Here is a 25,245-nt window from a genome sequence, read left to right on the forward strand (position 1 = left end):
ATAATCGCGAAGCGCACCCTTGGGCGGCCTTCGCATCAAGCGCGTGCCGCGGAGATCTGCGCTCGTCACCAAGCCGTCCGCCATGGGAGTGCTAAGGGATGGAGCTCGGTGACTCAGCGCGCGCGTGTAGGACGAAGCCTGCGTCGCCGGGTGGCAGCGTTTCGGTGCGTGGCGGGTCGGGGCTGGAGATCTTCCAGCGCAGGCGCTGGGCCGTCTGGCCCTGGGCGATGATCAGCGCGTTCGATGAGCGGGCGCTGCGGACGGCCGGCAGCACCTGGATGTGCTCCGCGGCGTCGGGGAACGCCGCGGCGACGATCCGCTCCGGCGTGCCGGCGAGGGCGACGACGAGCGGGAAGCGGACGTCGCCCACCTTGTGACGGCAGCCACTGGCCCGCCTGCCGTCGACGTCGAGGACGAGGCACACCGCGCTCTTGCGGGGGACCAGCCAGGCCGTGGCGTCCTCGAGATTCAGCAGCCGCCTGGCACCCGGCAGCCCGTCGAGCGCGTCGCCAGGCTGCTCGGGGCGCTTGAGAACCGAGTAGAAGTCGGAGGCTTTGAAGCCCGGAGCAGCGTGGTACTCGTTCTGCTGCGGTCGACCGTCGGGCGCCGTCCACTGGAGCTTGGTCGGGCGAGCGGGGACGTCGAGCGCGAAGGTGTTGTCCTTGACCGGGCGGGTCACCGTCGACCCATCCGCGAGCGTGACGGTCGCCTCCGCCACGCCGTCGGGGAAGACGCTGACGAGCGTGCTCGGCCCCTCCTCGTCGGAGAAGGAGCCGATCGGCCTGCGACCGTCCAAGTACGTGCTCGCCGGTCCGCAGCCCATCCCGCCCATCCGGTTCTGCTTCGTCGCCGTGACCAGGCAGAGATCGTTGCCGCGCAGGACGAGGAAGACGTTGATCGTCGGCGTGGCCGCGATCCGACGCGAGACGTCGCCCGGCTGCTCTCCGGCGAAGCGGTCGACACGGCGCGCGGGCCGGCGCAGAACGCCGTAGGCGTCCTCGACGCGCGTCGGCGTCGCCGGTTTCGCGCTCGGCGCCGGCGCTTCCCGCTCACGCTCCGGCACCGACGGTGACAGCGCGAGCACCGCTACGAGCGCAGCCAACGGCAACGCTGCCGCAGCGGCCACCCGGCGCGACCGGCGCAGCCGCCGCCGGCGCCGCGCCGCGTCGAGCAGGACCGCCTGCAACTCGGGCATATCCGTCATGCGTTGTCTCCCACCCGGCGTCGCAACGAGTCCAGGCCACGCGATACGCGCTTGCGCACCACCGCCTCCGAGGTCCGCAACTCACGCGCGATGTCCTCGTAGTCGCGCTCGTCGACGATCCTCGCCTGAACCGCCTGCGCCTGCTCCGGCGAGAGATGACCCATGGCGTCCGCCAGCACTTGGCCGGCATGAATGCGCTCCAACGCCGCCAACGTCTCGTCCTCGAGCACCAGCGGCCGCATCCGCAACCGCGCCCGCGCCCGTGACTCGACGCGCCGACGCTCGGCGCTGCGACCCATGACGTTGCGCGCGATCCCGAACAGCCACCCGACCGCCGGCGTGTCACCCGCCCGGAAGCGCTCGGAGCCCAGCAATGCCGCGGCAAAGCACTCCGCGCACAGATCTGCCGCGACCTCCACGTGCTGCACGCGGCGGTAGAAGTAGCGGAAGATCGCGCGCTCGTGCCGCGCGTAGAACTCGCCGAACGCGCTCGGATCGCGCCGGGCTCGAGCCAGCAGCTGCTCATCTGAGTCCACGACGATCTATCTACGGGATCGCGCACCGCTTGTGACCGGACAGACGCAACACGCGAGAACGTCGGCGACAGCTGGCGGCGGTCTGCTTGAGCGCAGGTCGCGCGGTCGCCCGTCGGGCGACCGCGGGCTCACATCCGGGCGCGCAGCACGTCGACCTCGCAGCCGGGCGCGGACGGGTCGAACCCATGCTCGACCAGCCAGCGGATCACCGACAGGCTCCGCAGCGACCACCACCCTTGGATCACGTCGCGGTCGACATCGGTGCCGTAGCCGGCGAGGACGTCGTCGAGGTGCTCCTCGTGTCCGAGCGTCAAGTTGGCGAGGTCGAACAGGGCGTCGCCCTGGCTCGCCTCGGACCAGTCGATCACGCCGGTGATCGCGTCGTCGCCGTCGACGAACACATGCGTGATCTGCAGGTCGCCGTGCGTGAACACGGGCGTCCACGGCCGCAGCGCGGCCGCGGCGATCTCGCGGTTGCGTGTCACCAGGTCGGTGGGCAGGACGCCGTCGGCGATCAGCCAAGCGCATTCGCGGTCGAGGTCTGCCTCGAACGCCTCGCGGCTGCGGCCGCGCCAGGGCGGGAGCGGCGCGTCGTGCAGCCGACGCACCGCGGCACCCGCCGCCGCCCATGCCGCCGGCGACGCGGGGGACGGCTCGCCGAGGCGGCCGAGCGCCGTTCCGGTGACGGCCGCGAGTGCGAGCACGGGCGGCTCGCGCCACAGGACCTTCGGCGTCGGGACCGGCGCCAGGGACATCGCCTCGACCTCGACGTCGATGCGCGTCTGATCGGCATCGATCTTGAGGAATACGTCGCCGACGCGGAGGGTCGCCCGCTCGCTGTGGGCAACGACGACTTTGACCTCATCCACGCCGGCGATCATCCCAGGACCGGGGGAGAACCGGCTATCTGAGCGTCACGCGCTAGCGGCGCCGAACGCGCATCCAGGCCAGCACGAGCAGCGGCACGATGACGACGACGGTGATGATGATCGGCCACATAAGGCGGAGACTAGACCACCGCCGCGTCGTGAGGTCCTACGGCGCTCGTCGTGCGCGTCGGCGAACGGGCGAGCGCGGGGGGGCAGCCGTCGGCACTCTGCGAGCCGTGAGATCGCCCACCGGGGGTGAGGGGCGGTCACCCGGGGGACGGCGAGCATCGCCGAGATGCACACGGCGACGCTCCCTGCCGGCTTTCCCGCGCCCGCGACGATCGAGCGCGCGTACGACCAGGCTGACCTCAACCGGGCGATCCAGGCCTACCGTTTCTTCTTTCCGACCGTGTCCGGGCTGGCGATGGTCAAGGGCAATGAACCCGTCGGACTCGTGGACAATCGCGTCTTCGGGCAGCTGGACACGCAGCCGCGCCATGTCGGCTTCACGCTGAACTCCGACACCCCCTATGGACCGATTCCGCTCGACCTGCGCGACGGGCCCATGGTCATCGAACTGCCTGCTGGTCCGCTGATCTGTGTCGCGCTGGACCTCAACCAGCGCTGGGTGGCAGACATGGGCCTCCCGGGTCCTGACGCCGGCCGTGGAGGGAAACATCTCCTGCTGCCACCCGGCTACGAAGGTGAGATCCCCGACGGGTACCACGCCGCCCGCGCGACCACCTACCGCGTGATCGCCGGCGTCCGATCGTTGCCGGTCGGCGGTGACGTCGAAGCGGCGATGGCCCGGATCGCGACGATCCGGGTGCACCCGTTGCACGCCGACGCCGACTGGGCGCCGCCGACGTTCGTGAACTTCAGCGATCGCGATCAGGACACGACGCCGCTGCGCTGGGAGACCACGCTCGAGTTCTGGCGCGCGCTGCACGAGGTGATCGATACCGAGCCGCGCCTCGACGAGTTCCGCATCCTCTATGGCGAGCTCGCCGCGCTCGGGATCGCTTGCGGCAAACCGTTCGCTCCTGACGAACGCATGACCCGCATCCTCGAACAGGCGGCGGTCACGGGCAACGAGCAGATGCGCGTGCAGGCGTTCGCTGACCGCCGGCCCGATCGCGTCGTCTGGCCGGACCGCCAGTGGGAGTGGGCGGCGCTGCGCTTCGAGGACGGCGACTTCTACGCCGACGGCTACCTCGACGTCGACGCGCGAGAGAAGTGGTTCTTTCAGGCGATCGCGTCCTCACCCGCCATGTTCCGGCGCGGCGCCGGCGCCGGCTCGGTCTACTGGCTCGGGCTGCGCGACGCCTCCGGCGCCTATCTCGACGGCAGCCAGAGCTATCGGCTGCGCGTGCCGCTGCCCGTGCCCGGCAAGCTGTTCTGGTCGGTCACGGTGTATGACGCAGTCACGCGCAGCCAGATCCGGACCGAGCAGGGTCACGCCGCGTTGCGCTCGCTGTTCGAACTGGCCGACGCTGACGATTCCGGGCACGTCGACCTGCTCTTCGGCCCACACGCACCCGGCGGACAGACCGACGCCTGGATCCGGACCATCCCGAACCGCGGCTGGTTCGTCTACTTCCGTGTCTACGGGCCGGAGACGTCAAGCTTCGACGGCTCCTGGAAACCCGGCGACTTCGAGCTTCTCTGAGACCCCCGGGACTGCCGCTCAATCGCCCGCCACAATGCCCGCGAGCACGTAGCGGAGTATGTCGACCACCTGCTCGGGCTCGCGTGCCACAGCGAGCGCGGCACGATCGACCTCCTTTAGCGCGTGATCGTGCTCGGTCGGATGCAAGGTGATCAGCGGCTTGCCGAGCGCCGCGGCGTAGCCGGCGTCAAACGCGGCGTTCCACTGCCGATACTGATCCCCGAACCGGACCACGACGATGTCGGCCCGCTCGATGAGCGTTCGCGTTCGGATGGCGTTGACCCCGGCCCCGAGGTGGTCGTTCCAGAAGGGACGCTCCTGCTCGCCGAGGATCGCCGTGCCGGCGGCGTCGGAGGCGGCGTGGTCGGTCACCGGTGCCGTGAGCCGAAGGTCGAGGCCGGCTGCCGCCGCGCCACGCTCGATCCGCTCACGCCAGTCCGTGTGGATCTCGCCCGAGAGGTAGACCTGCCAGTTCATCGCCAGAGCGTAGTGCGCGACGGACGCACGTCCGTGGCGCTACCGCCTGTGAAGGGCGACGTTGTCCGGTTCGATTCCACTGACTGCGAGCACGATCCGTACCTCGGTGGTGTCGCCGGCGGCGGCCCAACCGGCTGGGTCTCGGAGACCTGCGAAACGCACCGGCACGCCGTCGACGCGCAACTCGACGGCGAACGACTCCGCGCCGGCGACCCGCGCCGCGACCGCGCGGCGATGTGCGTGGATGCGGAGCGCGCGAGTCGCCCGGCGCACCGACGGCCAGGTGCGCGTTGACTCGTCGCCTCGTATGCGCGAGCATCGGCTGGTGTTCCGGTGGGCCTGCGTGTTGGCCGTCACCGCATGCGCCGTGTTCGGCCCTCGTGCTCGAGCGTCCGCGGCCGAGCCGCCCCTGTACGCCCGACGCCGTCGAGCATCGCGTCCATCAGGCCGCGTGGTCGCCGGACGGGAGACGACTTGCCGCGATCACCGAGGAGTCGATCCGGGTGTGGAACCTCGCGGGTACCTTGCGGGCGCGGATGCCGAAACCGGAGTCGTTTCTGCTTCTGGCGAAGCTGCTCTGGCCGCGAGGCGCGTGATGCGCGCGTTCGTGAGTTCCGCGGCGGTGGGCTCGACGCGGTTCCTGGTCCGAGCGGTCGCGGCCGTGACCGCGCTCGTCGCATGGATCTCGGTCTCACCGGCGCAAGCAGCGATGCCGGACGGCCAGATCTTCGCGACCGAGGAGCGGCTGTCGAACGAGTGCTCCACATGCGATCAGCCTGGCGCGACCTACGTCGTGTGGCGTGGCGCGCTCCAGCGTCCGTTTCACAAGCTCCGCGGCCTACGCGTCGACAACCAGCCAGCGGTCTCGCCGGACGGCCGCCTGGTGGCGTACGTGGGGTGGCCGCAAGCCAACGTCTACGTGCGTGCGATCGACGCGCACGCCAACTCGGTCGGTCCGCGCCGCTTGCTCGTCCGGCTGCCGTCGATCGCCGATCGCGCCCAGCTGGACTGCGCGTTCTCCCCCGACGGCCGCTCGCTCGTGATGCTCGGTGAGGGCGATTTCGAGGCGAACCCGGGACAGCTGGCGTGGACGGTCGGGCTCGACGGCAGCGGCTTACGTCAGCTGCCGATCCCGTAACCCCTACTCGGATGGGGGCCGGCTTGGTCGTCGCGGCAGCGGCTGGCCTTCGATGCTCAGGGCACGATCTACACCCTCGGAGACGACGGCAGCGACATCCGCCCGATCCCGAACCAGGGATACGACAATCACGAGGCGCGGTGGACGCCTGACGGCCGGCGGCTGTTGTTCCTGCGGGGCGGCCTGGAGCTGATGGCGGTCGACGCGGACGGCCAGCACCTGCGTCAGCTGCACCGATGGAGTCGCTTCCGGGATGCGATGGCGCTATCTCCCGACGGCCGTCATCTCGCATTGCTCGTCCGCGGGGAAAATCGCACCCACGTGGAGATCGCGCACGCAGACGGAACGCATCCGCATCGCCTGAAGCTGCAGCGCCCGCTGCCCGCCAGGGCGCTGGCGTGGACCACCGGGTGAAACGGGTCGAACAGGGAGACCGAAGCTCTGCCGCCCGGCAACCAACGTCAAGCTGCGATCCCCCCGCCCTGGACATCTCATTTCCAACGCGCCCCAAGCCGCGTACGCTGCCCGGTATGGCTAAGAGGCGCTGGAGCGACCTGGACCCACGATTCCGCCAGGCAATGATGCTCGTCGGCGCCGTGGAGGCCGGACTGAAGATCGCGGCGTTGATCGACCTCGCGCAGCGCCCGGCTCGGCACGTTCGCGGCTCGAAGGCGTGGTGGGCGGCCGCCATCACGGTGGTGAACTCCGCTGGTGCGGTACCGATCGTCTACTTCCTGCGCGGCCGACGCTCCCTGTAGCGTCTCGGCCATGCCCACGCTGTCACCCACGGAGATCATCGGCCGGGCGTTCCGGATCTACCGTGACCAGATCGGCGTCTTGTTGCCGGCCGCCCTGATCGTGTTCGCCATCAACGCCGTCGTGAGCTGGGTGTTCGACCACGGCGTGTTGGCGCTGGTTGCCGCCGTGGTCTCGCTCGTGCTGGCGATCCTCTACGACGGCATGGTCGTGCAGCTGGTGCGTGACGTGCAGGACGGCCGGCGTGACAACTCAGTGGGAGAGCTGTTCAGCAGTGTGTCGCCGGTCCTGCTGCCGCTGACCGGCGTCTCGATCCTCGGCGGCATCGGGATCGGCATCGGATTCGTGTTCTGCATCGTTCCGGGCCTGTTCTTGCTGACCTTCTGGTCTGTGGTGGCGCCCGTAACCGTGATCGAGCGGCCGGGAATGTTCAGCGCCTTCGGCCGCAGCTGGGAACTGGTGCGCGGCCACGCATGGCCGGTCTTCGGCGCGATCGTGCTCGTGTTCCTGCTCGTCGTCGCGGCCTCCGTCGCGGCCGCGCTGATCGGGCTGGTACTCGGAGACGTCGGCCGCGCCGTCCTGAACTGGATCTTCAACGCGCTCACGCAACCGGTGGCGGCGCTCACGACCTCGGTGCTCTACTTCGCGCTTCTTCAGGTGCGCAGCGCGGCCGAGACACCGCAGGCGTAGACGGTCATCGCGTCGACGCCGATCGAAGCGTGGGAGCTCGCTGGCGTCGCGGGCGACTGCACGAGTAGTCTGGCCGCCAGGCGCTGCGAGGCGGATACTGATCGCTATGTCACGCATCGCCCGCCTGCTCGCCGGCGTGGCCCATGCGCTGCGGACCGAAGACAACGCCGACGCGCGCGTGCACTTTCACTCCGGCGATCATGGCCGTCCGTACGTCTGCGAGGACCCGCGCTGCGAATCGCCGAGTCTTGACCCCGCGGAAGCCGAATGGTGGGAGATCACGCGAGAGCTGCTCGCACCTTAGTCCGCCTCGGGGCCGAGCGCGAGGGCGCGAGTCCGAGATCCGGCCCGCTCGAAATGTCGCTCGACGCGGTCCGGGACCGGATCAGGGCGCAGTCAGCATCACCCGAATCGGATGACGACCGCCGGGCGCTGTGCGCGCAGCATTCGGCGACGTGCATCCCGCACCGGCTGGGATGCACGCCCGCAACCGCTGTGTGGAGGTGCCGAATGCCGACGGCAGAGGAGCCACGGATCCTCGTGATCGCGAATCGCACGGCCTCGACGCCGAGGCTGCTGCACGAGATCGGCGAGCGCGCCGGCACGGGGGCGACGTTCACGCTGCTCATCCCGCCCGATCACGGGGAGCACTCCGACTGGAGCCCGGAAGTGGCACTGGAGCTGGTGGGGCGCGCCGCGGGCGCCGACGTGGCGAGCATGGCCTCCGGCGAGGATCCCCTCGACACCGTGCACCGCGCCGTCTCCGACGGCGAGTTCGACGAGCTGATCGTCTGCACCGCCCCGGCCCATCTCGCCCGCTGGGTGCATCACGACCTGCCCCATCGCCTCCAGCACCTCGGGCTCCCGGTCATGGTGATCGCGCCGGACGATGCGCCGATCCCCGGCCACGTAAGCCAAGCGATGCCGGAGACGGTGACCTTTGCCCTTCCGGGTGGCGGCGGTGAGTTCTAGCGGTGCGGAGTGGTGAGTCCGCGTCACCGATCTCCGGCGGCCAGGTGCTCTAGCCACGCCGCGAGCTGATCGTGGTGGGAATGTCCTGCCCAGTCCGCAGCTGGGGTGCCGAAGGATGCGTCGCGGATCGTGGGATCGGCCCCGAGTGTCACGAGGAGTTCGCAGAGATCCCGGTCGCCGGCGTAGGCGGCGACGTGTAGAGCGGTCTGGCCGTCGCGGTGGTTGACGTCGTAGCCGATGCGCGCGAGCAGTTCGACGCCGCGGGCGTTGCCGCGGTTGGCCGCGTCGATGAGGGCGCGGGGATGGCGGTGGGTGAGGGCGGCGGCGAGCGCCGGGTCGCGTGCCAACTCGCGCTCGACCCCGTCGCGGTCACCGCGCATGCCGAGCGCGAGCAGGTCATCGACCGCATCGGTCGCCCGGGGGGTTGCGCCCGCGTCGAGCAGCAGGCGCTCGATCGCCTGCGCTCCGCCGGCGCGGGCGCGCTCGACCGGGCGCAGGCCGCGCAGTGCGGGATGCCGGGTGCCGCGGCCGTCGGGGTCGACGCCGTGGCGGAGCAGCAGTGAGACGCGCTCGGCGTAGGCGTCGTTGTCGGCGACGAAGACAAGCGCGTCCTCGAGCAGCAGCTTCGGCTCGGTCAGATGCTCGCCCAGGCGTTGCGGCCAGGGCCCGCGCCGGCGCCCGCCCAGCCCGTGGGCGAGGAGCAGCTCGAGGTAGTCGCTCTCGGGCCGGAAGTGCCGGTTGTAGATCGTCTGGTCGTCGTTGGGGTCGGCTCCCGCTTCGAGGAGTACCGTCGCGAGCGCGAGCGATTCGTGGTGCGGCGGCTGGTTGGGCGCGTCCTCGCCGTACCCGAACGCGCCGGTGAGCGCCGTGAAGAGGTACGTCCCATCCCAGAGATAGCCGGCGTTGGGGTCAGCGCCGTGCTCGAGCAGCAGCCGCGCCACCGCGACCTGCGAGTGGCTCGGGTCGTCGCTCACCACGCGCGAGTAGGCGACGTAGAGCAGCGGCTTCCAGCCGAACGGCCCACCGATCGCCGCGGTCAGCGACCGATCACCGGCGAGCATCCGCGCCGCGGCCGCCGTGTCACCGACCGCGGCCGCGGTGTGGATCGAGCGGCCCGCGAGCGACGGATCGTGTCGGAGCAGTTGCGCGGCGCGCGCGGGCCGGCTCTGGTCGTCGCCGCCGTAGACGAGGCACGCCAGGCGGAGGAACTCGTCGGCGTCGTCACGCATCGGCGCGACCTCGTGTGGGTCGCGCCGGTAGCGGGTGACAGCCTCGACGTAGGCCTTGAGCTTCGGCCAGCTGGGGTGCCCGTAGCTGCGGGCGACGGTCAGCTGCGCATCGCTCAAGCGGAAGCCGGTGCCCTGATCCGCGACATGCCGATGGAACTCGCGCGCGAGCGCGAGCGCCCCTGGGTCGCCATCACGCACTCGGCGCTGAACCGTGCGTGCCTCATTGCGGAGGTGCTCCCAGCTCGGGCGCGGCGGAAGACTGCGGATAGCCATCGAACGCACCTCACGTTTGGGCCGATGTCCGCATGGGTCGGGCCGAGGAGGTCCGAAGCTGACCGTCGATACGGCTGCTCGGGTGGGCTGAGCCCTGTCCGCGGACGGGTGGCGCCCCGAGAGCGCCGGCGACAGCGTAAACCAATGCCGCGGGCCGGCGCCACGATCTCCAAGGTCGTGCCGACCTACCCCCGGACGCTCACGGTGACCTTCGTGCCCTGCTTTCGGAGGCTGACGGTCACGCGGGTCGTCCGGTTGCGCAGCGAGCGCCGCCCGGCCGCGCTGAGCTTCACGCGGACGCTGAGGGTCTTGCCCGCCTTGACGGACACGTCGCGTTGTGCGACCACGCGGCCTCGGCCACGCAGGACGAGCCGGTCGGCGCACGCTGCGCCACCGGTGGAGCAGCGGAGCTTGACGGTGAGCGTCCCGGTCCGGGAGGGCTTCAGATGCTTCGGCAATGCCAGGAGGCGCAGCGTTCCTGCCTTCGGGCGGGTGGGGACGGTCGGCTTCGGTGCCACGACGACGGGCGGTGCCGGCGCGGCGGGCCGGGGAACGAGCCGCTCGGCGGCGGTCGTGGGCCACGGGCCGGGTCCGTTGGCGCCGCCGGCGACGAGCATCGAGCCGTCGGCGAGCATCTTCGTGACGGCCCCGGCGTGGGCGTCCGCCATCGCCGGCAGCGGCTGCCAGGTGCCACTCGCGACGTCATAGACCTCGGCGGTGGCCTCGTAGGAGATCTCCCCGAAGCGCCGCTGGCCGAACGGCCCGACGATCGTGGCCCAGGACCCGCCGACGGCCGCGATGCGGCCGTCGGGCAACGTGACGAACGCTGAAGCGTATGCGCGCGGCCTGAGCAGATCCCCCGTGGGTGACCAGGTGCCGGTCGCCGGGTCGAAGATCTCCGAGCCGCGGTGGGCGGTGGCGTCGATCATCACCCCGGCGGCGCCGCCGGGACGCCCGCCGGCGACCAGCACGCGGCCATCCGGCAGGAGCGCGGCGCCGGACCCCTCGCCGCTGTAGGCAGGGCGGGCCACGACGGTCCAGGTGTCGCTCGCGACGTCGTAGATCTCCGCCCGCGGCTCGTCGTAGGAGATCGGATCGGCCCACACGCTCTTGTTGCCGACGACGAGGAACCGGCCGTCCCGCAACCGGACGACGGCCTGCCCGGCGCCGCCCACCTCATGCGGGTTCGCGGTCAGCTTCCACGCCCCGGTGGCGGGGTCGAAGATCTCGCCACCCGGCCACTGGCTCGAGTAGTTGCCGGCACCGAGGAAGAGCACGCGGCCGTCGTCGAGCACGAAGCTGGAGATGCCCGCGTGCTCCGCGAGCGTGTGCGCCGCCGGTGTCCACGTTCCGGCGGCTGGGTCGAGGATCTCGGCGTTGCGCAGATCGGCTTGCTCCTCGCCGCCGATGACGAGCACGCGGCCGTCGGGCAGCGTGACGGCCGAGGCGACCCGCCGCGGCTCACGCAGCGGCCGTCCGGCCGCCCACGTGTTCGTGCTCGGATCGTAGATGTCGACCGTGGCGACATCCCGCTGCGCCACCGGGTCGTACCCGCCGGCCAGCAGGACACGGCCGTCTTTGAGCACGGTGCTCGCGATGCTGCTCCGTATCTGACTGAACTGCCCGGCGGGCGTCCAGTCGTAGTCGGTCGCATACGCGGGGGTGGCGAACACGGCGCAGACGAGCGCGGCGGCCGGGAGGATCCGTCGGAACATTGCGCGGCATTCCACGCGTTCATTCAGGACTTGTCAACCAGATAATCGTCGAATCGGATGCCGTCGATCAAACGGCGGCGGGGTCCGGTCGGCGCTCTAGTGTCCCGTTGGTGGACGCCCTCCGGGGTCTCGGTCGTTGGCTGCCAGGGCTCGCGCTGCTGCGCGGCCCTCGTGACGGCGGGCTCCGCCGCGACGCCGTCGCGGGCGTCGTCCTCGCCGCGCTGCTCGTGCCGCAGGGCATGGCGTACGCCGAGCTCGCCGGCATGCCACCCGTCACCGGCCTCTATGCGACCGCCGTGCCGCTCGCCGTGTACTTCCTGCTCGGCCCATCCCGCATCCTCATCCTGGGGCCGGACTCGGCCGTGTCTCCGCTCGTCGCCGCGGCGATCATCCCGCTCGCGGCCGGCGGCGACATGGCGATGCGGGTCGAGCTCGCCGGGCTGCTCGCCCTGCTCGTCGGAGCGATCATGCTGGCCGGTGGCCTGGCGCGGTTCGGCTTCGTGACCGAGTTGCTGTCGATGCCCGTCCGGCTCGGCTACTTGGCGGGCATCGCGGTGACCGTCATCGTCGCGCAGCTCCCCAAGCTGTTCGGGTTCTCCGTCGACGCCGAGAGCTTCATCCCGGGGGTGCGGGACTTCGTCACCGGACTCGATGAGACCAACGCGACGGCGCTCGCCATCGGGCTCGGGTCGCTCGCGGTGATCGTCGGGCTGCGACTCGTCGCGCCCAAGGTGCCCGGTGTCTTTCTCGCCGTGGCGCTCGCGACGGCGGCGGTCGCCGCGCTCGGGCTCGCCGATGACGTGCCGGTCGTCGGCTCCGTCCCATCGGGCCTACCGGCTTTCGGGGTGCCCGATGTCTCGCTCGACGACTTCAAGGCGCTCATCCCGGCGGCGGTCGGAATCGCGTTCGTGGCGTTCACCGACACGAGCGTCCTGTCGCGCAGCTATGCCGGACGGCTGAATCAGGAGGTCGATCAGAACCAGGAGCTCGCGGTCCTCGGCGTCGCGAACCTCGCGACCGGGTTCTTCCAGGGGTTCCCGATCTCCTCCAGCAGCTCGCGTACCGCGGTCGCCGAGGACATCGGCGCCCGCAGCCAACTCGCCGGCGTGACCGGCGCTCTCGTCCTCAGCGTGCTGCTGATCGCCGGGACCGGCCTCGTGCATGACCTGCCGGTGTCGACGCTCGCCGCGGTCGTCATCGTCGCGGTCCTGTCGCTGATCGACGTCGGCGCCGCGCGCCGGCTGTACAGCCGGCGACGCTCGGAGTTCGCCCTGGCGATGGTGGCCTTCAGCGGCGTGGCCGTGCTCGGCGTGCTCTGGGGCATCGGGATCGCGATCGGGCTCTCGTTGCTGAACTTCATCCGGCGAGCCTGGCGCCCCCACGACGCCGTGCTCGGCCGCGTCGACAACCTGAAGGGCTATCACGACATCGGGCGCTACCCCGAAGCGCGTCGCATCCCCGGGCTCGTGCTCTACCGCTTCGACGCGCCGCTGTTCTTCGCGAACGTCGACCACTTCCGCGAGCGGGTCCGCGCGCTGGCGCGCTCCGGCGACGTCGCCTGGATCGTCGTCGCCGCCGAGCCGATCACCGACATCGACGTGACCGCGGGTGAGGCGCTCGGCGCCCTCCACGACGAGCTCGAGGCCGCCGGCATCGAGCTCGCGTTCGCCGAGCTCAAGGATCCGGTGCGCGACTGGCTGCGTCGCTACGGCGTCGACGACGCGATCGGCGGCAACCGGTTCTTTCCGACCATCGGCGTCGCCGTCGCCGCCTACCTGCGCGAGACCGGCGTCGACTGGTTCGACTGGGAAGATCGCCCGGAGCAGCCCGGCGCTCAGCGGTAGCGCTGACGCAGCTCGTGCTTGAGGACCTTTCCCGACGGCGTGTGGGGGAGGTCCTCGACCAGCTCGACCGAGCGCGGGAGCTTGTAGCCCGCGAGCCGCTCACGCGCGAAGGCGACGAGCTCCTCGGACGTGACGGGCGAGCGCGCCACGACGAGGGCCTTGACGGATTCGCCCCAGCGCGCGTCGGGCACGCCGATCACGGCCACCTCTTGCACCGCCGGGTGGTGTGAAAGCGCCTCCTCGACCTCGATCGGGTACACGTTCTCGCCGCCGGTCACGATCATGTCCTTGATCCGGTCGGTGAGGAACAGGTAGCCCTCCCGGTCGAGATAGCCGCCGTCGCCCGTGCGCAGCCAGCCGTCGTCGGTCAGGGCGGCCGCGGTCTCGGCGGGCCGGTTCGCGTAGCCGGCCATCACGTTCGGGCCGCGCAGCCAGACCTCGCCGTCGACGACGCGCAGCTCCATCCACGGCGACGGACGCCCCGCGGCGCGCAGCAGGTCCTCGCGCTCGTGATCGGCGGGAGCGAGGAGGACCACGCCGCCGGTCGTCTCGGTCAGGCCGTACACGCCGAACAGCTCGCAGTCGAACGTGCGCAGCGCGGCCTTCAGCACCGGTGTCGTGATCGGCGAGGCGCCGTAGGCGATCGACCGCAGCGCCGAGAAGTCGCGCGAAGCCGCTCCCGGGACCGACGTGAGCATCTGCAGGATCGTCGGCACGAACACGGCGTTGGTCACCCGCTCGGACTCGAGCTGGTCGAGCACGGCCGCCGCGTCGAACTCGCTGACGATGATCGTGGTCGCGCCCTGGGAGAGCCCGAGGTAGGTCCAGGCGATGCCGCCGACGTGGAACATCGGCAGCGGCGTCAGCGACACGGTGTCCGCGTCGAACGACCACACCGGCACATGCAGGCACGCCGCCGCAAGGTTGCGGTGCGTGGTCAGCACACCCTTGGGCACGCCGGTCGTGCCGGACGTGTACATCTGCAGGACGGGGTCATCGGCCTCGCCGCGCGCGCCCGGATCGGTGGGCGAAGCGGCGGCGAGCCACGCCTCGTAGTCGTCGCCGATCGCGACGACACGCAGGTCGTGCGCCACGCCGGCGGCGACCTCGACCGCGACGTCGACGAACTCCGGGCCCGCGAGCAGCACCGGTGCGCCGGCGTCCGTGACGACCGCCGTCAGCTCGGGCGCCGCGAGCCGCCAGTTCAACGGCACCGCGACCGCGCCGAGCTTGGCCGCCGCGGCCAGCAACTCGACCACCTCGGGCGCGCTGCGATCCAGGTGGGCGACGCGCGACCCAGGCCCTACGCCCGCGGCGAGCAGCGCCTGAGCGAGCCGGTTGGAGCGCTCGTCGAGCTGCGCATACGTGACGGTCCGCGCGCGGTGGCGGACGGCTGGGTGCGCGGGCCGCGCCGCGGCCATCTCGCGCACGACGTCCGCCACGCGCAGCGTGTCGAGGTCAATCATCCAGGAACCAGCGAGCGACCGAGAGCTGCGCGGCGCCGACGTCGCGCGTCGCGCCCGCCAGGGTCGAGGCGAGCGTGCGGATCGGCTCCACGCGCACGGTCTTGGCGAAGTTCAGCTGCAGGTTCGTCGCCATCCGGATGCCTGCCTCGTAGCGGTCGAGGACCGCCAGGCTGCCGCCCCACGGAGCGAGCGCCGTCTTCGCGACGACCCGCATCAAGCCGTCGACCTCCACGTCAGAGCTCTTCGGTGATGCCGGCGGTCGTCATCGCGGCGAACTGCGACTCGACGTCGTTGGCGAGCACGAGCAGATCGCGGATCTGCCCGTTGCGATCGCGCACGTGGTCGGCGAGGAGCGCTTCGGGATCGAACCCGAGCGCGACGAACATCGCGATCAGCTCCGTCTGGTCGGCGATCACCTCGACCACGAGCTTGGCGAGCTCGAGCTCGACGGCATCGTGCACGGCGTGGCGCGCGAGCTCGCGGCCGAGGCCGCGCCCGCGCGCGGCAGGATCGACGACGAGGCGCACCTCGCCGACGTGGCTCGACCAGCCGTGCAGCGGCACGACCGCCACCGACCCGACGACCTCGCCCGCCTCGACGGCGATCGTGCGCGCCGACCCGGGCCGCGCCCAGGCGGCCGCGATGGCCGGATCGTCGACGTCCTCCTTCAGGAACGTGCGGTCGGCCTCCGGGATGCGCGCGAAGAAGCGCTGCAACGCGGGCTCATCCCCGGCTGCGATCGGTCGGAACTCCATCACCACTCCTTCGCTTCGGGCAGTTCGTCTGAGTGCTCGATGATCCAGCCGGTCAGACGGGGCATCGTGTGCTTGACGGCGCTGCGGCCGGTGCCGAACGTGACGTGTCCGCCGGGCAGCCGGAGCTCCTCGCGGCGCGTGGGATCGCCGATCAGGTCCATGATCGGCTCGACCGCCGCGGGGGGCACGACGCCGTCGCGCTCGGCCATCGCGTTGAGTACGTTGCCGCGCACGTCGGCGAGGTTGACCTTGCGGTCGCCGAGCCGGATCGACCCGGTCATCAGGACGTTCTTGCGGACGAGCTCCTCGACCAGCTGGCGGAACATCGCGCCGGGGAACGGGACATGATCGCGCGACCACTGCCCCATCGCCTGGAAGCCTTCGACGAACTCGTCGTTCCAGAGGTTGTCGAGCAGCGTCGCCTTCTGTGCGATCTCGGTCGTCGGCGCCTGCATGTAGAAGCCGCTGTAGAGGACGTCCGCGGGGACGTTGCCGGTGTCGTCGACCAGCTCGTCCGCGTTCAGCCGGCCGTCGCGCAGGAACGCGACCATCGCGCCCATCTGGTCGAAGTCGACCGGCGTCGCCATCAGGATCAGGTTGCGCACCGGCGCCTGCCGGTGCGCCGCGGCATAGATCGCGGCGAGGACGCCGCCGAGGCAGTAGCCCATCAGCGTGACCTCGTCGCTGCCGCTCTCGCGCAGGACGGCCTTGACGGCGCGCGGCAGATAGAAGTCGACGTAGCGCTCGAGGTCGTTGTCGGCGTCGAGGTAGTCCGGCACGCCCCAATCGAGCATGTAGACGTCCAGGCCCGCGGCCGTGAGGTACTCGACGAGGCTGTTGCCGGGGCGCAGATCGAGGATGTAGCTGCGGCTGACGAGGCTGTGCACGATCAGCACCGGCGGGCCATGGGAGATCGGCCCGTTGCGATAACGCCACACCTCGGCCTTGCCGCGCTTCCAGACGACTTCCTTGGGCGTCGCGCCGACCGCGGGCGCATGCGTGCCGCGCACGTAGCGCACGCCGTTGCGCGCCCGCAGCAACGACCGCTCAACATCGCGGTTGATCCTTGAAACGAGATCAAGTGGGTTGAGTGTCGGCGGCATCAGTCGTCGCGCTCCTCGACGTTCTCGGACAGGTGGTTGAGTCGCCGCTCCATCCGCGCGAGCTGCTCGCGCATGCGCTGCAGGTCGGTGCCCGCGGGGAGGTTGGCGAGGTGCAGAGCGCGCGTGGAAACGCCCGTGGCCTTGCGCTTGACACCCTTTGTCGTGCGCGTCACCTTCGTCATCAGGTCGAAGTAGGCCTCGGTTCGCACGACCGCTTCGACGGGCTCGCCGACGGCGCGCTCGAGGCGGTGCACGGCTCTGAGCCATAGCGGCTTCGCGCTCATGGCAGGGAGCGTACTGGTTAGTTGACCTGACTTCAAGTCAGGTTGCCGCGTCGCCCGTGCCGGCCATGCTCCACTGGGCACCGCCGTCGACGGTGAGCACGGTGCCGGTGGTGTAGCTCGACGCGTCGCTCGCGAGATAGAGCGCGGCGCCGACGATCTCCTCGGCATCGCCCGCCCGCCGGGCCGGGAACGTGCGGGCGCGCTCCGCGAACACGTCCATGTCCCACCCGCGCGCGATGGTCGTCAGGAACGGCCCGGGCATGATCGCGTTGACGCGCACGGCCGGCCCGAACGCGTGCGCGAGCCCGACGGTCATCGCGTTCACGCCGGCCTTGGCCGCGGCGTAGGGGACGATGTCGCGCGTCGGCCGCACGGCGCCGGTGCTGGAGACGTTGATGATCGACCCGCCGCCGGCCTCGACCATCCGCTCGCCGATCAGTGCGGCGAGCCGGAACGGCCCCTTCAGATTGACGGCGACGACCTTGTCGAAGAGCTCCTCGGTGACGTCGGTCAGGCGCTCGTAGACCGGCGAGACACCGGCGTTGTTCACGAGCACGTCGACGCGGCCGAAGTCGCGATAGACGTCCGCGACCAACCCATCGAGCTCCTCCCAGTGTCCGATGTGGCAGGCGTGGGCGCTCGCGCGGCCGCCGTCGGCGCGCAGCGCGGCGGCGACCTCGTCGCAGGCGTCGGCCTTGCGGCTGACGACGACGACCTCGGCGCCGGCCTGCGCGAAGCCGCGGGCGATCGCCAACCCGAGCCCGCGGGTCCCACCGGTGACGACGGCGACGCGGTCGGAAAGGTCGAAACGGTCCCGGATCAGAGTCTCGGCTGGCTCGTGCAGAGTGTCCACCTCCTAGTGAGTGCCGGCGAGCGCGAAGGATGCGACGCCGTACGTGCTGCCGTCTTCGGTCACCTGCTCGTGGACGCGTCCCGCGTCCAGCAGCAGATCGAGGTGCCCGAGCACCTCCCAGACGACCAACAGGGGTTGCTCGAGGATGGTCTTCTCGGGCCACAGGTCGGCGGCGATCCCGTACGCGGTGGTCTCGCCGGCCCCGAGGACGGCGACGATCCGTTCGCAGCGGCGCTCGTGGTCGGCGAGCCGCTGCGCGACGAGCGCGACGTGGTCGGTGATGTCGTCGCCGTGCCCGGTGTGCAGGCGGCGGAGCGGCATCGCTGCCGTCTGCCGCAGGCTCTCCAGGTATTCGACGCGCGCGCGTGGGCGTGAGCCGGTGGGCTCCAGCGCGGGGTAGATCTCGGTGTTGGAGGAGATCTTGGCGAGCAGGTGGTCGCCGACGAACGCGACCCGCTCGCGATCGTCCACGAACAGCGCGTCGGTGGTGCTGTGCCCGGGGCGGGCGACGACGCGCAGGTCGCGGCCGCCCGCTCGGATGTGCTCGGCGTCCGCCAGCACGACCTCGGCGGTGTAGGGATCCGACTGGAGGCGTAGGAACTCCCAGAACGCCTCGGTGTCGGCGAGGACCGTCTCCGGCACACCGTGATGGCGCATCAGCGCGAGCGAGAAGCGCCGGTCGGCCTCGCCGCGCTCCTCGGCGTGCGCGCCATAGGCGGCCGCGCGCTCGTAGGCGGCGATGCGCGCGCCCGAGCGCGCGGCGATCGTGGCCGCGAGCCCGCTGTGGTCCAGGTGGTGGTGCGTCACCAGCACCAGTTCGAGGTCCTCGAGTCGCACGCCCGCGCGGCGCAGGCCGGCCTCGAGCGCGGTCAGCGCCGCGTCGTCGCAGGGGCCCGTGTCGATCAGCGTGAGCGGGTCGCCCGGCAGCAGCCAGGCATTGACCGAGCCGATGTGCGGCAGCGGGAGCGGGATGCGAACGGGGTCGTGCATAGGCTGATTCGAGTTCAAGTATGACAAGCGGCAGGCCCTCCGTCCACTCTCTGTTGGCCGGGCCTTGTCATCCTCGGACGACTATGTATGATTTGAAGTCAGTTTGGTATCCGAGTTGGGGAGTGAGCACATGTCCGTGGAAGCGGCGACCGAGGTCATCCAGTACGAGGTCAATGGACCGGTCGCGACGATCTGGTTCAACCGGCCGGAGGTCAAGAACTGCGTCAACTGGGACCTGTTGATGGGGCTCGGCGCGCTGCTGGAGCGTGCTGAGAACGACGACGACGTGCGCGCGGTGGTGATCCGCGGACGCGGCAACACGTTCTGCGCCGGCGCCGATCTGAACATGCTCGACTCCGAATTCCTCGGCACCACCAACCAGTCGGTCAAGATCGCCCAGATCTCGGCCCGCACGTTCGACCGCGCGTTCAACCTGTCCAAGCCGACGATCGCCGTGGTCGAGGGCTTCGCGGTGGCCGGCGGCTTCGAGCTGTTCATCTCCTGCGACTTCGCCGTCGTCGAGGACAACGCCCGCATCGGTGACTTTCACATCCGCCGGGCGCTGTTCGGCGGCGCCGGCCCGATCTATCGCCTGCCGCGCTACATCGGCCTGCGCAAGACGAAGGAGCTGCTGCTCACCGGCAAGCTGCTCTCCGGCAAGGAGTGCGAGGAGTGGGGCCTGGCCAACGTCTCCGCCCCGGCCGCGGAGCTCGACCAGGCGCTGGCCGACTTCCTCGCCCCGCTGATCGACAAGAGCGCGTTCACGATGCGCATCACCAAGCTCGCCGCCAACCGCGGCCTCGACGGCGACACCGAGACGCTGCTGGCGCTCGAAAGCATGACCTGCAATGTCGCGCACCAGTCGCAGGACGCCAAGGAGGGCGTGCAGGCCTTCCTCGAGAAGCGCGAGCCGGTCTGGAAGCACGCGTAACCAGACCAGCGCTTCACGAAACGGCCGGCGCGCTTGCGCCGGCCGTTTCGGCGTTTCAAGGGAGGAGATGCCGGCCGGCGTCGACGAGCGGAGCGACGAGGCGCTGGGCGTCGTCGAAGCCCGAGCCGACCATCGCGCCGCCGGCCGCGCGGGCGGCGATGCCCTGGCAGACGACGGCGAGCTTGAAGAACGCGAAGGCCTGATACCAGGCGGCGTCAGAGACGTCGAAGCCGGTCGCCCGCGCGTAGCGCTCGATTACCTCGGCGCGCGACGGGAAGCCCTCGGCCGCGGTGACCGGCGCGACGATCCGCGCCGCGGCCAGCACGCCGTTGTCGCCCGCCTCGCTCCAGAACGCGAGCAGCGCCCCGAGATCGGTCAGCGGATCGCCGAGTGTGCTCATCTCCCAGTCCAGGACGGCCACGATGCGGCCGGGCCGCGTGGCGTGCAGGACGGTGTTGTCAAGCCGGAAGTCACCATGCACGATCGCGTGGACGCGCTCCGGTGGCAGTGTGCGGACCAGCTCGTCGCGCAGCGCGTCCAGCGCGGGAACGTCCTCGACCCGCGACGCCTCCGACTGCTGCGACCAGCGCCGCAGCTGGCGCGCCATGTAGCCCGCCGGGCGGCCGAACTCGGCCAGCCCGACCGCGGCCGGGTCGACGGTATGCAGCGCGGCGAGCACGTCGACGAGCGCTTCGCCGATCGCGCGTCGCTCCTCCGGCGCCTCGGCGTAGCCGTCGGGCAGCACGTTGCGGCAGATGTGCCCGAGCACGCGCTCCATCACGTAAAACGGCGCGCCGAGCTCGTCGCCCAGGTAGAGGGTGCGCGGCACGGGGACGGCGGTGCCGTCAAGGGCGGTGAGCACGCGGTACTCACGGCCCATGTCGTGCGCGGTGGGCAGGATGTGCCCGAGCGGTGGCCGGCGCAGGATGAGCTCACCGGCATCGCAGGCGACGCGATAGGTCAGGTTCGATTTGCCGCCGGAGATCAGCGCGACGTCGCAGTCCAGCCAGCGCGGGTCGTGCAGCACGTCGGCCAGCAGCGGGCCGACGACATCCGGGTCGGCGCCGGTGTTGATGCGCTCCAGGCGTTGCGCGGTCGGGTCGTTGAAGCCGGTCTCGGTCATGCGCGCTCCATCGCGGAGACCGCGAGTGCGCGGCCGAGCTCGCGCTCGTGGTGCGCGGCGTCCCCGAACTGCTGCTCGCGGACGATGATCCGCCGCAGGAAGCGGTGCGCCTGATGCTCCTCGGTGAAGGCGATGCCGCCGAAGACCTGCAGCGCACCGTGCGCCACCTCGCGCGCGGCGCGCGCCACGTAGGCCTTCGTGATCGCCGCGGTCCGCTGGGCGTCGGGCAGCTCGTCGTCGAGCGCGGCGGCGGCGTAGAGCACCGTCGACCAGGCACTCGCGCTGCGCACGTACATGTCGGCCAGGAGGTGGCGCAGCGCCTGGTAGGAACCGATCGTGCGGCCGAACTGCCGGCGCTCGGCGGCGTAGTCGCGCGCGTCGGAGAGCATGCGCTCGGCCGCGCCCACGGACTCCGCGGCGGCGAGCAGGGCGCCGATCGCGGTGAGCCGCGCGACTTCGACCTCATGGAGCTCGCCACCGTCGGCGGTCACGGTGAACAACGGCGTGCCGATGTCGAGCGACGCCGCCGGCTCGATCGTGGCGTCCGCCGCGGCGACGAGCGCGACCGTACCCTCGCCCACGACCGCGAAGCGATCGACCTCGGCGGCGTGCTCGACGGGCGTCGCGGGCAGCGCGATCGCCACCCGCTCCTGATGGGGCACGCCGATGTAGCGCAGCGCCGCGCTGCCCACGAACGGCGTGGCGGCCAGATGCGCCCCGAGCAAGCGGGCGGCGAGACACAGCTCGACGGCACCGAGCTCCGCATCGAAGAACTCCTCCAAGGCCGACCACAGCCGCGCGCGCTGCTGCGGCGTCGCGGTGTGCGCCGTCTCCGCGGGCAGCCATTCACGCTCCAGGAGCGTCGTCAGCGCCTCGCCGAGCATCGTCTGCTCGTCGGTCAGTTCGAGGTCCATGGCCTACTCCTGGGGCAGCGCGAGGATGCGGTCGGCGATGATGTTGCGCTGAATCTGCTGCGTGCCGCCGTAGACGCTCGCGGCGCGCGAGTACAGGTACGTCTCGGTCCAGAACTCGTCCTCCGGGCCGAGGATCTCGAACGCGCTCGCGGCCAGGCGTTGCTCGGCCTCGGCCATCAGGAGCTTCACGCTCGAGCTGTCCGGGCCGACGGCGCCCCCGTTGAGGAACTCGCCGACGGTCCGGTACGCGTGGTGGCGCAGGACCTCGACGCCGATCAGTGCCTGCGCGAGCTGGACCTGCACGAGCGGGTCGTCGAGGCGCCCCTTCGCGGCCGCGTCCTGGACGGCGCGGTCGAGCCAGGTGCGCAGCTTGACCTGGCGCGGGAGGGCGGCCGTCCCGCGTTCGTGGCCGAGCGTGTGCATGGCGATCTTCCAGCCGTCGCCGCGCCGGCTGAGGAGGTTCTCCTTGGGGACGATCACGTCGTCCAGGAAAAGCTCGCAGAACTCGGCGTGCCCGGTGATCTGCGTCATCGGGCGCACGTCGACGCCGGCGGACCGCATGTCGACGATCAGCATCGAGATGCCCTTGTGCTTGGGGCCGTCCGTCTCCGTGCGCGCGAGCACGCCGCACCAGCGCGCGTACTGGCCCCACGAGACCCACGTCTTGGAGCCGCTGAGCACGAAGTGGTCGTCCTGCTCGGTCGCGCGGGTGCGCAGCGACGCGAGGTCCGAGCCGGCCTCGGGCTCGCTGAAGCCCTGGCACCAGATCTCCTCGGCGGAGAGGATCGAGGGGATGTACCGCCGGCGCTGCTCGTCGTTGCCGAAGCGCAGCAGGGACGGGCCGAGCACGTCGAGCCCGACCACGTTGACGAACTCCGGAGCCCCCGCGGCGGCGAGCTCCTGGTCGACGACGATCTGTTCGACGGGCGGCCGTCCACCGCCGCCGAACTCGCCGGGCCATGCACGGCCCACGAAGCCGGCCGTGTAACAGGCGGCTTGCCACTCGCGCAGCACGGTCATCCGGTCGTCAAGAGCGCGGGGGAGCGCCGCGCCGACCTGCGGGGCCTGGGCCAGGAAGCTGCGAACCTCGTCCTGGAGCGCCCGCTCCTGATCGGTAGCTCGAAGTTGCATGAACTGAGATCGTATCAGTAGAGGGCGGCGAAGTGGCGCTTCTTGCATCCTTTGACGAGGTGCGATAGTTTGAATTGACTTCAATCTGTGAACACGAGGCTGTAGGAGGAGCTGAGACATGACTTCAAGCGGCGAGGTGATCGATCTCCTCGTGCTCGGTGCGGGGATGGCCGGGCTCAGTGCCGCGGCCAAAGCGGCCTCAGAGGGCGCCAGCGTCGTGCTCGTCGAGAAGGGCGAGGCGATCGGCGGCTCGGCCGTGTACGCCGGATTCATCTGGACCGCGCCGACCGCCGAGGTCATGCGCGAGGTCAATCCGGACGGCGACCCGGCGCTTGGACGCCGGATCGTCGAGGGCTATGACGACGCGCTCGCGTTCGTCCGCTCGCTCGGTGTGCACGTCGCCGACCCGGTCACGGTGCTCGGCTACGGGCGCGGGTGCGCGACCGACATGGCGAACTTCCTGATGGCCTGCGACCGCCTCGTGCGCGAGCGCGGCGAGGTGCTGGTGCGCAGCCACGCGCTCCGGCTGCTCACGGAGGACGGTTCCGTCGTCGGCGCCGAGGTCGAGACGCCCGCCGGCACGCGCACCGTTCACGCGCGCAGCACGCTGCTCGCCACCGGCGGCTTCGGCGGCGATCCCGACCTGCGCGCCGAGTACATCGCGCCCGCGGCGAGGGACATCCCACTGCGCGCGAACCTCAAGAGCACGGGCGACGGGATGCGCCTCGCCCAGGCCGCGGGTGCGGCCACAGGCGAACCCAACGCCGGCTTCTACGGCCACCTGATCCCGTCCGGGGTCGCCTACACGAACCCGTACGAGTTCACCGACCTGACCTTCTACCACTCCGAGCACGGTGTGCTGCTGAACCGCAGCGGTCAGCGCTTCTGCGACGAGACGATCGGCGATCACCTGAGCACGCTGCACGTGCTCGATCAGGCCGGCGCGCGGGCATTGCTGATCACCGACCAGCGCGTGCACGAGCAGTGGATGCTCGCGCCCTACGTCGAAGGTGTCGAGCCGCTCGACAAGTTTCAGCTCGCGTACAAGCGCGGGGCGCGGGCGGCGATCGCCGAGGACATCGAGGAGCTCGCCTACCTGCCCGAGGAATGGGGCTACGACGGCGAAGCCGCCAGCGCCGCGTTGCTCGAGTACAACCGCCAGTGCGAGGCGGGCGAGCTCGAGCCCGGACGCCGGCTCGACCCCGCGCCGCTCGTGACTCCCCCGTACTACGTGATCGAGGTCATCCCCGCGATCACCTTCACCTTCACCGGCCTGCGGATCGACGAGCGCGCGCGTGTGCTCGGCGCCGACGGAGAGCCGATCCGCGGGCTGCTGGCCGCCGGTGCGGATGCCGGCGGCGTGTTCCACCGCGCCTACGCCGGCGGCCTCGCGGCCGCGCTGGTGTTCGGCCTGCAGGCCGCCGCCACCGCTACGCAGGCTCGACTCGCTCTCTAGAGCGATCCCCACGAGGAGAGACCGATGGGAACACTGGACGGCAAGGTCGCGTTCATCACGGGCGCGGGCCGCGGCCAGGGCCGCTCGCACGCGCTCAGGCTCGCCGCGGAGGGCGCGGACATCATCGCGCTCGACGTCTGCGACGAGGCGGTCGGCACGATCGGCTACCGGCTGTCGACGCCTGAGGATCTCGACGAGACGATCGCGGGCGTCGAGGCGCTCGGCCGCCGTGCGGTCAAAGGCGTGGCCGACGTGCGCGATCTCGATCAGGTCATCGCCGTGGCGCAGCAGGGCTTGTCCGAGCTCGGCCGGATCGACGTCGTCTGCGCCAACGCCGGCATCGGCTCCTGGGCGGTCGCCTGGGAGATGACGGCCGAGCAGTGGAAGGACATGATCGACATCAACCTCACGGGCGTCTTCAACGCCGCGCGCGCCGCGCTGCCGTCGATGGTGGCGCGCGGCGAAGGCGGCTCGGTGATCCTCACGAGCTCGACCGCCGGCCTGATCGGCTACGCCAACACCGCGCACTACACCGCGGCCAAGCACGGCGTGATCGGCCTGATGAAGGTGCTCGCGCAGGAGGCGGGGCTGCACGGCATCCGCGTCAACGCGATCTGCCCGACGACCGTCAACACGCCGCTCGTCATCAACGAGGGCACGTTCCAGTTGTTCGCGCCGCACCTCGAGAACCCCGGGCCCGCCGACGTGCGCGCTCCGTTCGCGGGGCTCAACATCCTGCCCGACGTGCCGTGGATCGAGCCGTCGGACGTGTCCGACGCCGTCGCGTGGCTGGCGTCGGACCAGGCGCGCTACGTCACCGGCGTCGCGCTGCCGATCGACGCCGGCAACGTCGTCAAGAAGGGATAG

Annotated in this window: 27 protein-coding genes; 11 read left to right on the forward strand and 16 right to left on the reverse strand. The window is 70.9% G+C overall.

Going from position 1 to position 25,245, the window contains the following annotated elements; translation table 11 throughout:
• Positions 1 to 91: 91 nt before the first annotated feature.
• From OM076_RS00080 to OM076_RS00090, 3 genes are all read right to left on the reverse strand, one after another.
• Positions 92 to 1,204 carry a hypothetical protein gene (locus OM076_RS00080; protein WP_270037232.1) on the reverse strand — a complete coding sequence of 371 codons (1,113 nt, stop codon included), beginning with the start codon at positions 1,202 to 1,204 and terminating at the stop codon, positions 92 to 94.
• Positions 1,201 to 1,740: an RNA polymerase sigma factor gene (locus tag OM076_RS00085; RefSeq protein ID WP_270037233.1), complete on the reverse strand. Its 540-nt coding sequence runs from the start codon at positions 1,738 to 1,740 to the stop codon at positions 1,201 to 1,203. The genes OM076_RS00080 and OM076_RS00085 overlap by 4 nt, the downstream gene beginning before the upstream one ends.
• Positions 1,741 to 1,868: 128 nt before the next feature.
• Positions 1,869 to 2,609, reverse strand: coding sequence for a phosphotransferase family protein (locus OM076_RS00090; protein WP_270037234.1), 741 nt, complete (start codon positions 2,607 to 2,609; stop codon positions 1,869 to 1,871).
• A gap of 295 nt (positions 2,610 to 2,904) precedes the next feature.
• Between OM076_RS00090 and OM076_RS00095 the strand changes: the two genes are divergently transcribed.
• Positions 2,905 to 4,278 (forward strand): DUF1254 domain-containing protein, encoded by a 1,374-nt coding sequence (locus OM076_RS00095; RefSeq protein ID WP_270037235.1) that lies wholly within the window; start codon positions 2,905 to 2,907, stop codon positions 4,276 to 4,278.
• Between the two features lie 18 nt (positions 4,279 to 4,296).
• On the opposite strand, the gene OM076_RS00100 is transcribed toward OM076_RS00095, so the two are convergent.
• Positions 4,297 to 4,755, reverse strand: a complete 459-nt coding sequence (locus OM076_RS00100) for a YtoQ family protein (protein ID WP_270037236.1) — start codon at positions 4,753 to 4,755, stop codon at positions 4,297 to 4,299.
• A 607-nt stretch (positions 4,756 to 5,362) separates the two neighbouring features.
• Between OM076_RS00100 and OM076_RS00105 the strand changes: the two genes are divergently transcribed.
• From OM076_RS00105 to OM076_RS00130, 6 genes are all read left to right on the forward strand, one after another.
• Entirely contained in the window at positions 5,363 to 5,893 is a 531-nt protein-coding gene (locus OM076_RS00105; protein WP_270037237.1) for a TolB family protein, read from the forward strand.
• Positions 5,894 to 6,058: 165 nt separating this feature from the next.
• Complete coding sequence (locus tag OM076_RS00110; RefSeq protein WP_270037238.1) at positions 6,059 to 6,307, forward strand: TolB-like translocation protein; 249 nt, start codon at positions 6,059 to 6,061, stop codon at positions 6,305 to 6,307.
• Between the two features lie 164 nt (positions 6,308 to 6,471).
• On the forward strand, positions 6,472 to 6,651 hold the full coding sequence (locus tag OM076_RS00115) for a hypothetical protein (protein WP_270037239.1): 180 nt from the start codon (positions 6,472 to 6,474) through the stop codon (positions 6,649 to 6,651).
• Between the two features lie 10 nt (positions 6,652 to 6,661).
• On the forward strand, positions 6,662 to 7,339 hold the full coding sequence (locus OM076_RS00120) for a hypothetical protein (RefSeq protein ID WP_270037240.1): 678 nt from the start codon (positions 6,662 to 6,664) through the stop codon (positions 7,337 to 7,339).
• Between the two features lie 106 nt (positions 7,340 to 7,445).
• Positions 7,446 to 7,643 carry a hypothetical protein gene (locus OM076_RS00125; protein ID WP_270037241.1) on the forward strand — a complete coding sequence of 66 codons (198 nt, stop codon included), beginning with the start codon at positions 7,446 to 7,448 and terminating at the stop codon, positions 7,641 to 7,643.
• A 206-nt stretch (positions 7,644 to 7,849) separates the two neighbouring features.
• The gene (locus tag OM076_RS00130; RefSeq protein ID WP_270037242.1) at positions 7,850 to 8,311 is read left to right on the forward strand and encodes a hypothetical protein; all 462 of its coding nucleotides are present in this window, start codon (positions 7,850 to 7,852) and stop codon (positions 8,309 to 8,311) included.
• Between the two features lie 23 nt (positions 8,312 to 8,334).
• Here OM076_RS00130 and OM076_RS45780 read toward each other — a convergent pair whose 3' ends face one another.
• Positions 8,335 to 9,738 carry an ankyrin repeat domain-containing protein gene (locus OM076_RS45780; RefSeq protein WP_270037243.1) on the reverse strand — a complete coding sequence of 468 codons (1,404 nt, stop codon included), beginning with the start codon at positions 9,736 to 9,738 and terminating at the stop codon, positions 8,335 to 8,337.
• 260 nt (positions 9,739 to 9,998) lie between these two features.
• On the reverse strand, positions 9,999 to 11,528 hold the full coding sequence (locus OM076_RS00140; protein ID WP_270037244.1) for a Kelch repeat-containing protein: 1,530 nt from the start codon (positions 11,526 to 11,528) through the stop codon (positions 9,999 to 10,001).
• A gap of 110 nt (positions 11,529 to 11,638) precedes the next feature.
• Between OM076_RS00140 and OM076_RS00145 the strand changes: the two genes are divergently transcribed.
• Positions 11,639 to 13,372 (forward strand): SulP family inorganic anion transporter, encoded by a 1,734-nt coding sequence (locus OM076_RS00145; RefSeq protein WP_270037245.1) that lies wholly within the window; start codon positions 11,639 to 11,641, stop codon positions 13,370 to 13,372.
• Here OM076_RS00145 and OM076_RS00150 read toward each other — a convergent pair.
• The 7 genes from OM076_RS00150 to OM076_RS00180 all read right to left on the reverse strand — a co-directional run bounded on the left by OM076_RS00150 (position 13,363) and on the right by OM076_RS00180 (position 18,823).
• Positions 13,363 to 14,838: a long-chain-fatty-acid--CoA ligase gene (locus OM076_RS00150; protein ID WP_270037246.1), complete on the reverse strand. Its 1,476-nt coding sequence runs from the start codon at positions 14,836 to 14,838 to the stop codon at positions 13,363 to 13,365. The two genes, OM076_RS00145 and OM076_RS00150, sit on opposite strands and share 10 nt — an antisense overlap.
• On the reverse strand, positions 14,831 to 15,070 hold the full coding sequence (locus OM076_RS00155) for a hypothetical protein (protein ID WP_270037248.1): 240 nt from the start codon (positions 15,068 to 15,070) through the stop codon (positions 14,831 to 14,833). The genes OM076_RS00150 and OM076_RS00155 overlap by 8 nt, the downstream gene beginning before the upstream one ends.
• A 1-nt stretch (position 15,071) precedes the next feature.
• The gene (locus OM076_RS00160) at positions 15,072 to 15,593 is read right to left on the reverse strand and encodes a GNAT family N-acetyltransferase (RefSeq protein WP_270037250.1); all 522 of its coding nucleotides are present in this window, start codon (positions 15,591 to 15,593) and stop codon (positions 15,072 to 15,074) included.
• Entirely contained in the window at positions 15,593 to 16,633 is a 1,041-nt protein-coding gene (locus tag OM076_RS00165) for an alpha/beta fold hydrolase (RefSeq protein ID WP_270037251.1), read from the reverse strand. Before OM076_RS00165 ends, OM076_RS00160 begins: the two co-directional genes overlap by 1 nt.
• Before the next feature lie 62 nt (positions 16,634 to 16,695).
• Positions 16,696 to 16,980: a hypothetical protein gene (locus OM076_RS00170; protein ID WP_270037252.1), complete on the reverse strand. Its 285-nt coding sequence runs from the start codon at positions 16,978 to 16,980 to the stop codon at positions 16,696 to 16,698.
• A 37-nt stretch (positions 16,981 to 17,017) separates the two neighbouring features.
• A complete protein-coding gene (locus OM076_RS00175; protein WP_270037253.1) occupies positions 17,018 to 17,833 on the reverse strand; it encodes an SDR family NAD(P)-dependent oxidoreductase in 816 nt (271 codons plus the stop codon).
• Between the two features lie 3 nt (positions 17,834 to 17,836).
• Complete coding sequence (locus OM076_RS00180; protein ID WP_270037254.1) at positions 17,837 to 18,823, reverse strand: MBL fold metallo-hydrolase; 987 nt, start codon at positions 18,821 to 18,823, stop codon at positions 17,837 to 17,839.
• Between the two features lie 130 nt (positions 18,824 to 18,953).
• Here OM076_RS00180 and OM076_RS00185 point away from each other — a divergent pair, with 130 nt between their 5' ends.
• Positions 18,954 to 19,754, forward strand: coding sequence for an enoyl-CoA hydratase/isomerase family protein (locus OM076_RS00185; protein WP_270037255.1), 801 nt, complete (start codon positions 18,954 to 18,956; stop codon positions 19,752 to 19,754).
• Positions 19,755 to 19,809: 55 nt separating this feature from the next.
• On the opposite strand, the gene OM076_RS00190 is transcribed toward OM076_RS00185, so the two are convergent.
• The 3 genes from OM076_RS00190 to OM076_RS00200 are packed head-to-tail and all read right to left on the reverse strand — an operon-like array spanning position 19,810 to position 22,922.
• Complete coding sequence (locus OM076_RS00190; RefSeq protein ID WP_270037256.1) at positions 19,810 to 20,877, reverse strand: phosphotransferase family protein; 1,068 nt, start codon at positions 20,875 to 20,877, stop codon at positions 19,810 to 19,812.
• Entirely contained in the window at positions 20,874 to 21,791 is a 918-nt protein-coding gene (locus OM076_RS00195) for an acyl-CoA dehydrogenase family protein (RefSeq protein ID WP_270037257.1), read from the reverse strand. The genes OM076_RS00190 and OM076_RS00195 overlap by 4 nt, the downstream gene beginning before the upstream one ends.
• Positions 21,792 to 21,794: 3 nt before the next feature.
• Positions 21,795 to 22,922 carry an acyl-CoA dehydrogenase family protein gene (locus tag OM076_RS00200; protein ID WP_270037258.1) on the reverse strand — a complete coding sequence of 376 codons (1,128 nt, stop codon included), beginning with the start codon at positions 22,920 to 22,922 and terminating at the stop codon, positions 21,795 to 21,797.
• 118 nt (positions 22,923 to 23,040) lie between these two features.
• On the opposite strand from OM076_RS00200, the gene OM076_RS00205 reads away from it, so the two are divergent.
• Together OM076_RS00205 and OM076_RS00210 are read left to right on the forward strand one after the other, a co-directional pair.
• A complete protein-coding gene (locus tag OM076_RS00205) occupies positions 23,041 to 24,378 on the forward strand; it encodes an FAD-dependent oxidoreductase (RefSeq protein WP_270037259.1) in 1,338 nt (445 codons plus the stop codon).
• A gap of 24 nt (positions 24,379 to 24,402) precedes the next feature.
• Complete coding sequence (locus OM076_RS00210; protein ID WP_270037260.1) at positions 24,403 to 25,245, forward strand: mycofactocin-coupled SDR family oxidoreductase; 843 nt, start codon at positions 24,403 to 24,405, stop codon at positions 25,243 to 25,245.

Source organism: Solirubrobacter ginsenosidimutans, from assembly GCF_027587205.1.